The organism is Streptomyces sp. NPDC031365 (genome assembly GCF_055569765.1).
In genome coordinates this window covers 37,816-45,976 of sequence record NZ_JBVIIM010000045.1, presented here as the reverse complement: position 1 = coordinate 45,976, position 8,161 = coordinate 37,816, and the positions used below count along the sequence as shown (strand labels likewise).

General features: G+C 74.1%; 6 protein-coding genes. 3 read left to right on the top strand and 3 right to left on the bottom strand.

From position 1 onward, the window contains the following. The first annotated feature begins 141 nt into the window (after positions 1–141). The 3 genes from ACZ5C2_RS36645 to ACZ5C2_RS36635 all read left to right on the top strand — a co-directional run bounded on the left by ACZ5C2_RS36645 (position 142) and on the right by ACZ5C2_RS36635 (position 5,700). A complete protein-coding gene (locus ACZ5C2_RS36645; RefSeq protein WP_468801014.1) occupies positions 142–588 on the top strand; it encodes a peptidase inhibitor family I36 protein in 447 nt (148 codons plus the stop codon). Between the two features lie 153 nt (positions 589–741). After that, a complete protein-coding gene (locus tag ACZ5C2_RS36640; protein WP_468801012.1) occupies positions 742–4,665 on the top strand; it encodes an nSTAND1 domain-containing NTPase in 3,924 nt (1,307 codons plus the stop codon). Between the two features lie 153 nt (positions 4,666–4,818). After that, positions 4,819–5,700: an NlpC/P60 family protein gene (locus tag ACZ5C2_RS36635; RefSeq protein ID WP_468801011.1), complete on the top strand. Its 882-nt coding sequence runs from the start codon at positions 4,819–4,821 to the stop codon at positions 5,698–5,700. A gap of 290 nt (positions 5,701–5,990) precedes the next feature. Here the strand turns inward: ACZ5C2_RS36635 and ACZ5C2_RS36630 are convergent, their stop codons facing one another. From ACZ5C2_RS36630 to ACZ5C2_RS36620, 3 genes are all read right to left on the bottom strand, one after another. Next, positions 5,991–6,365, bottom strand: coding sequence for a hypothetical protein (locus ACZ5C2_RS36630; protein ID WP_468801009.1), 375 nt, complete (start codon positions 6,363–6,365; stop codon positions 5,991–5,993). A 400-nt stretch (positions 6,366–6,765) separates the two neighbouring features. Continuing rightward, a complete protein-coding gene (locus ACZ5C2_RS36625) occupies positions 6,766–7,686 on the bottom strand; it encodes a hypothetical protein (protein ID WP_468801008.1) in 921 nt (306 codons plus the stop codon). Further along, positions 7,683–8,120: a hypothetical protein gene (locus ACZ5C2_RS36620; protein ID WP_468801007.1), complete on the bottom strand. Its 438-nt coding sequence runs from the start codon at positions 8,118–8,120 to the stop codon at positions 7,683–7,685. Before ACZ5C2_RS36620 ends, ACZ5C2_RS36625 begins: the two co-directional genes overlap by 4 nt. Positions 8,121–8,161: the final 41 nt, after the last annotated feature.

Below are 8,161 nucleotides of genomic sequence, written 5' to 3'. Positions count from 1 at the left end.
CCCCCCCCCCCCCCCCCCCCCCCCCCCCCCCCCCCCCCCCCCCCCCCCCCCCCCCCCCCCCCCCCCCCCCCCCCCCCCCCCCCCCCCCCCCCCCGACGCACCACCGACGTACCGACTGTGACACCAACGAGGGGAAACAGCATGCGCAAGTTCATCGTCAGCGCGGCGGTCCTCGGGCTCGCCGCCCTGGGCCTCGCCGTACCCGCCACCGCCGCGCAGGCGTCGGAGAGTACCGTCGCCGGCCCCGGCTGCGACAGTAAGTGGGGCCCGCGCAACGGCAACATGTACGCCTGGGACGGCTTCGACTGCCAGGGCACCCAGCTGATCGCCACGCCGGGCGACAGCAGCAACTGGGGCTCCGCCAACGACAGGGCCTCGTCGGTCATGAACCGCGGGTTCACCGGCAACCTGTCGATCGTCGCGTTCTACTTCCTGGAGAACTACGCGGGAGGCCACGCCTGCCTCCAGCCGGGCGAGCTGTACGCCGACAACCTCTCCGACAACTTCTTCAACACCGGTCCGACGGTGAACAACAACATCAGGTCGCACCGGTGGGTGAACGGCGGCTGCGCGGTCAACCTGACCTGACCCGCCCGACCCCCGCAGCAGACGTCCGGAACCGCGCCACGGTTCCGGACGTCCGTGTTTTCGCCACATCGGGTGAAAGGTGGGGATGCCCCGACCGCCCCGGCAGTAGCCTGGATTTCCACCGTCTCACGGCCGCACCGCATGGGGGACTCCGTGGGAGATCCGCAGTACGGGCATGAAACTGACCACGGGAACGAGCGGGACCGGAACGCGCTGACCACCCACTCCTTCCCCGCGGAACTCAGACGACTCAGACAGGCGCGTGGCCTGTCGCTGACCGACCTGGCACGTCAGACGCATTACAGCAAGGGCTACCTCAGCAAGATCGAGACCGGCACGAAACGGGCGACCGCCGACATCGCCCGTATCTGCGACCGAGTCCTCGGCGCCGAGGGGGAGTTGCTGAGGCTCGTACGGGAGGGACCGTCCGCCGACAGCGGGAGCGGTACCGAGGCCGCCGCTTCCGGGCGGCAGTCCGACGGGGCGTGTCCGTACCGCGGCCTGTCGGCGTTCACCCCGCAGGACGCGGACTGGTTCTTCGGCCGGGAGCGCGCGACGGCCGCCCTGGTGGAACGCGTCTTCGAACGGGTGGGAAGCGGCCCGCTGATGCTCGTCGCCCCCTCGGGCGCGGGCAAGTCGTCCCTGCTCAACGCCGGACTGGTGCCCGCCCTGCGGCGTGGCGACCTCCCCATGCCGGGCGCCGACCGGTGGCCGGTGGTGACGTTCACCCCCACCTCACGGCCCCTGGACGAACTGCTGGAGCGCACCGCGAAAGCGGTGGGCGGGGACCTCGCCGTCACCGTCGAGGAGGTGCGCGGGAATCCCGACGCGGTGCTCGACGGCGTACGCGCGATGGTGGACGCCCCGCCGCCACCGCCCGGAGGGCGCCGGCCCCCGCCCTGCCGGCTGGTGCTGATCGTCGACCAGTTCGAGGAACTCTTCACCCTCTGCGCGGACGAGGACGAGCGGCGCTCCTTCGTCCGGGTGCTCTGCGCGCTGTCGGCCCCCCGGCCGGAGGAGAGCGCACACGGCCGCGCCGTCGTGGTGCTCGGCGTCCGGGCCGACTTCACCGGTGACTGCCTCGACCTTCCCGAACTGACCCCGGTCCTCACCGACGGACTGTTCGTCCTGCCGCCCATGTCCGTGGGGGAGTTGCGGGAGTCCATAGTCCGTCCGGCGCGGCTCGCCGGACTGACGCTCCAACCGGGCCTGGTGCCCCTGCTCCTGCGCGACGCGGGGCTGCGCGAAGAGCAGGCCGGCACGCTGCCGGACGGCCCACCGCCGGCCGGCGGGAACGGTGCCGGTTCCGGAGCCGACGTAACACCCTCCGGCGTGCTCCCCCTCGTCTCCCACGCCCTGCTGGCCACCTGGCAGCGGCGCGAAGGGCTCGCGCTGACCGTCGCCGGGTACGAGCGGGCCGGCGGCATCCGGGGCGCGATCGCGCGGACCGCCGAGAACGTCTTCGCCCGGCTGTACCCGGCCGAGCAGAGGACGATCCGCCGCGTCCTGTCCCGGCTGGTGTACGTCGCGGACGGCGGCGGGGCCACCCGCCGCCGGATGAACACGGCCGCCCTGCGGGAGCAGTTCGCCGACGCGGACGGCGCCTCCGCCGCGCTCGACGCCTTCGTACGCGCCCGGCTCGTCACCACGGACAGCGACACGGTCGAGATCACCCACGAGGCCCTGCTGCACGCCTGGCCACGGCTGCGGGACTGGATCCACGCCGACCGCGCCGGGCTGCTCCTGCACCAGCAACTCGCGCACGCCGCCGCCGAATGGGAGCGCGAGAGCCACGACCCGTCCGCGCTGTACCGCGGCACCCGGCTGAGCACCGTGCTCTCCTGGGCCGACGAACTGGACGGCTGGAGTCGGCTCGGCCCCGGCGAGGAGGTGTTCCTCCGGGCGAGCCTGGCCGAGCAGGAAGGCCACGAGCGGCAGGCCAGACGCCAGGTCCGGCTCCGGCAGTCGATGCTCGCCACGCTGGCCGTCCTGCTGGGGCTCGCCCTGACCGCGGGAGGCCTCGCCTACCAGCAGCGCGAGAACGCCCTCGGTCAGGAACGCGTGGCGCGTTCCCAGGCACTCGCCGTGCGGTCCGCGTCGCTCGCCGGGGGGCAGCCGGAGGCGTCGATGCTGCTGGCCGGGGAGGCCTACCGGGCCCACGTCACCGTCGAGGCGCGCGGCGCGCTGCTGAGCACCCAGTCCCAGCCCTTCTCCGGCCGGCTGGGCGGTCACCGGGGGCCGGTCAACGCGGTGGCCTTCGCCCCGGACGACCGGTCCCTGGCGACGGCCAGTTCCGACGGGACGGTGACCCTGCGACGGGTGTCCGACCGCCGCACGACCGCCACGTTCACCCTGTCCGGGCCCGTCCGCTCGATCGCCTTCAGCCCCGACGGCCGCACCCTCGCGGCGACGTCGACACGCGGGCCCGTGAGCCTCTGGGACATCGACGGGCGCCGCAGGAAGGCCGTGCTCGCCGACAGCACGGAAGGCGCCCGGGCGCTGTCCTTCGACCCCCGTGGAGACCGGCTCGCCGTCGCGACCGCCAAGGGGCCGATCCAGGTGTGGGACACCGCGCGCACACCCCGCCTCACCGCGTCCCTCCGCGGGCACGAGGGAACGGTCAACGCCCTGGACCACGCCCCCGACGGCCGGACCCTGGTCTCCGCCGGAGCCGACCGGACCGTGCGCCTGTGGGCCACCGACCGGGCCCGGCCCCTCACCGTGCTCGAGGGGCACACCGACGAGGTGCTGGGTGCGGCGTTCTCCCCGGACGGCCGGGAGGTGGCCTCCGGGGGCGTCGACCGGACCGTACGACTGTGGGACGTGCGCGGCGGCCGGCTCGACGCGACGCTGTCCGGAAGCAACGACGACATCAACGCCGTCGCGTACACGCACGACGGCGCCACGGTCGTCGGCGCGGCCGGCGACGGGACGACCAGGCTGTGGGACGTGCGCGGCGGCCGGCAGACCGCCGTGCTCGCCGGCCACACCGACTACGTGATGGGGGCGGCCGCGACCTCCGACGGCACCCTGCTCGCCACGGCCGGTTTCGACCGGTCCGTGGTCCTGTGGAGCCTCGGCGGCCCGGTGCTGACGACCCGTCCGTTCACACAGGTCTGGCAGGCCCGGTACAGCCCCGACGGGCGACTGCTGGCCACCGCCGACGCCGACCACACGGTACGCCTGTGGGAGGTGGGCGGGCGCCGGCTCCTGGCGACGCTCCGGGGGCACACCGAGGCGGTCGTCTCGGTGTCCTTCGCCCCCGACGGGCGGACCCTGGCGTCGGCGGGCTCCGACGGCACGATCCGGCTGTGGGACGTCGCCGCACGTGCGCCGCTGGCGACCCTGCCCGGCCACACCGGGCAGGTCTACTCCCTCGCCTTCGCGCCCGACGGCCGGAGTCTCGCCTCGGCCGGCGCCGACCGCACGGTACGCCTGTGGGACGTGGCGGAGCGCGCGCCGCTGGCGACGCTGACCGGCCACCGGGACTACGCCAACGGCGTCGCCTTCAGTCCCGACGGCAGGATCCTGGCGAGTGCCGCCGACGACCTGACCGTACGGCTCTGGGACGCCCTCTCGCACCGTCCGCTCGGCACACTGAGAGGCCACACCGGCGCGGTGCGCAGCGTGACCTTCACCCCGGACGGGCGCACCCTGGCCAGCAGCGGCAACGACGGCACCGTACGACTGTGGAACGTCCGCGAACGCCGTCCGGACGCCGTCCTGACCGGTCACATCGGATCCGTCCGGGGCATCGCCTTCGCACCCGACGGCCGCAGGCTCGCCAGCAGCGGCAACGACCGTACGGTGCGGCTGTGGGACGTCGCCGCTCGGCGTCCGTGGGCGACCCTGACGGGCCACACCGACGCGGTGTGGAGCGTGACCTTCGCTCCCGGCGGGGGCACGGTGGCCAGCGCCGGCACGGACGGCACCGTACGGCTGTGGGACCTCGACCCCGGCGCCCGGCTGGCGCGGATCTGCCGGCTGGGCGCGAGCGTCGACGCGGACGCGCGCGCGAAGCTCCTGCCCGGTGTCCGCCTCACCGGCGACGGGACGGCCTGCGACGGGCGGGGTTGACGGCGACTCACCTGCTCCAAGGGTGTTTCCCGGGTGTTTCCCGTTGCCCATCGGCGGGAGGCGACACCCGGTTCCTCGACAAGCGCGCGGCGCGGTCGGCAGGCTCCTGTGCGAGCACTTCTCCCACCAGCCACAGGAAACGGGGGTCCTGGCATGCTCCGCCGGACCAGTCTCATCCGCACACTGATCGCGTTACTCGCCCTCCTCTTCTGGGCACCGGTGACCGCCGCCGCGAACACCCAGGCGCCCGCGCAGCGTACGGCCGCCGACGCGTGCGGCGTCCTCGCACCCGGAGCCTCCGCGGCGGCCGAACGCGCGATCGCCGCCGCCTGCGCCGAGGTCGCGGCCGGCACCTGGTACACGTGGGGCGGCGGGCACGGACCCCAGCCGGGCCCCACGTACGGCCAGGTCGACCCGACCGACCCGGACAGCGAACACGACCCCGAACGCCTCGGCTTCGACTGCTCGGGCCTGGTCCGCCACGCGTACGCCGAGGCGGCGGGCTCCGACATCCTCAACGGCATCGCCGGCCAGCAGTACTACACGCACCGCGCCGCCGCCCGCTTCACCGCCGCCCAGGGCCTGGCCCCGCTGCTCCCGGGCGACCTGCTCGCCTGGGGCACCTCGCGGGACCTGCACCACATCGCCATCTACCTGGGCGCCGGCAAGATGGTCGAGGCGAAGGAGTCCGGCACCAGGCTCATGGTCAGCGACGTCCGCCTCAACGGCTACTTCGGCGCCGTCCGTGTCAACACCGGGCAGGTCACCGGTCACATCCACCAGACCTGGGGCGCCGACGTGTGGACCAAGGCCGAGCCCTCCCTCGCCGCCGCCCGCGTCTACGCCTTCCCGTACTCCACCACCATCCGCGTCCAGTGCCAGAAGCACGCGGAGGAGGTCACCTCCGACGGCTACACCAACGACGTGTGGTCGTACCTGCCCGACTACAAGGCGTGGGTGACCAACATCTACATCCAGGGAGCGGCATGGCTCGACGGCGTGCCCGACTGCGCGGCGGCCCCGCCGACGCGGTGAGCCTCCGGCGCCGGGGCCCGCTCTGACACGGACGGTGCCTGGAGCACGGACGGCACGAGCGCGACCGCTGCCTCGCGGGAGGCGGCGGTCTTCTCGTGCCGGGGGCGAGAAACGCGTCGGTGCGGCGCCGCGAACGGTCCGTACGGTCCGGTACTCGTACGTGGTTCCGTCGGCCATGCGGCTTCGCGCCCACTGCGCGGGCCAAGCCATTCACGAGGCGATCCCGAGGAGCACCCGGCCGGATCCACGCCGGTGCGGCACCGGCGGGGCGGGCGGGCGGTGTGCGGATCTCAGCCGTCCAGATCGGCGCAGAGGGTGCTCACCTTCTCGTGGGCCGCCTCCGCCTCGGCGCCCTTCACCTCGTAGGTCCGCAGGCGCATGGTGATCTCCTGGAAGGCCTCGCCCAGAGTCTTGTAGCGGTCGTCCAGTCGGGCCGCGCTCTGGGCCAGGGAGGCAGCACCGACGGCGCGGTCGAAGTGGGCCGAGGCGTCCTTGTCATCGCTGTACAGCGCGCTGAACGCCGGAACCCGCTTCCAGGCCTGGCAGGCACCCGCCGCATCGGCCGCCGCGTTGGCGAGACCGGTCCCGGAGGCCGCGCTGTCCGGCCCGGCCCACAGGAACCAGCCGATGCCCATGCCCGCACCGGCGGCGACGACGGCAGCCACGCACGACACGATCCACCGGGCGGGAGCACGACGACCGGTGACGGGAGCAGGCGGGGTGGAGGGAGGCGGCGGCAGGGGAGCGGACGCAGTCATCGCAACAGCTTCCTTCGGTCTACGGGCAGGCGATCCCGGCACGGGAACCGGCAGCAAGTGAACCACTCCCGTCGTCGGCCAGGAGGCCCGGGTGCGTACGGAGTTGGCGAGGAGCCAGGCCCGCTCGGGTGTCCGGCTCGCGTCCTGCACCGAGGGTGCGGAGGTGTACGTGAGAGGGCAGCCGCCGGTGACGACGACTCACGGTGAGAACGAGACGGGCGTCCTGCGTACATGCTCGCGTCGGTGGAACCGTGACCCGGACTGGGCGCGGTCCGGGCTCGGCGACGTACAGGGAGCCGGCGCCGCCCTACGCGGCGTCCGTATCCTTGCGCAGCACCCGGGTCAGGCGCTCTCCGAGCGCCCGGTCGACGGCCCCCTCGCACTCGACCCCCAGCGCCGTCGCGAGGTCGCGTACATGGAGGTCGGCCAGGGCCTCGGTCAGTTCGGCGAACGCCTCCGCGGCCGCGCGCCCGCGCCGTACGCCCGAGATGACGGCGACGCACCCGACCAGCGCCGCCGGCCACCACCAGAGCGCCAGCACCAGATAGCCGACGCCCCAGGCACACAGGCGTGCCGACGCGGTGAACCTGGTGCGGGCGGCCTGCAGTTCGGCACGCGTGCCGTCGGCGGCCAGGAGCCACAGGTGCGGCCAGGCGGCCGCCAGCTCCAACCGGTGGGCACGCCACAGCCGTTGCCCGGGGGCGGCGAGGCGGTCGCCCATCGCGAAGGGATGACGGGGCGGTGTCGCGGCGATACGGCCGCGGTCGGCGTGACGGCGCTCGGCGATGCCGGCGAGCCGGTCGGCGTCGTCGGCTCCCTCGATCCGGGCCCGGCCCGCCGCCACCAGTGCGGTGCGGAAGGTCTCGTCGGCGGCGCGCCAGCGGCGCGACCGGCGGTCGGCGAGGTAACGCAGCAGCGGCCCGTGCGGCTCCGCGCACCAGAGCAGTTCCACACCCGCGCCCAGGGACTGGGCGGTCACGCCGGCCACCGCCGCACCGGCCAGCACGCCGAACGCCACCAGGACGACGGTGCCGGCGCTGTCGGAGGCGGGGGAGGCGGCAAGCGTGTCGAGCCGGTCCCGTAGCCGCCCGAGATCGGACCAGTGCGCGTGGCCCAAGACCATGGCCGTGGTGACGGCGGCGAGGAAGAGCAGTCCCGGCAGGGCGAGAAGGGCCAGCCACCGTTCGGCTATCCGGCCGCTCAGCGCACTGAGAAAGGCGCTGGTCACCGGATGGGGACCGTGCGCAGTGGCTGCTCGAAGACCCGGCAGCCGGGGTGCGGTGCGTCGCCGTCACCGGGCGGCGCCTCCACGCGCCCGCAGTGACCCAGGGGGCAGGCCAGTACGTGCAGCGGCGCGTGGCCCCGTCCGGCGACCGGGAGTTGCTGGAAGCCGGGCGGGGGCGGCAACGGTGTGGTGCGATAGGAGCCCAGGCCGGCGCTGTGCCCGGCGGCGAGCAACTCATCCTCCAACTCGTCGAACACATCGTCGAGTTCCGCGGGTGGCCGACCGGCACGCAGTGCGGAGGTGAGGGACTCGACGAGCCTCAGCCCCCGTTCACCGAGCGCCAGCGACTCCGACTCGTCAGTCAGCCGTCTGCAGAGCTCCCCCAGCCGGACGTGTCCGCCGCGCGGTTCGCTTCGCCCACCGGTCTCGATCTCCACCGTTCCCCCTAGGACGCCGGATGACGGTCGGCCGCGATTGT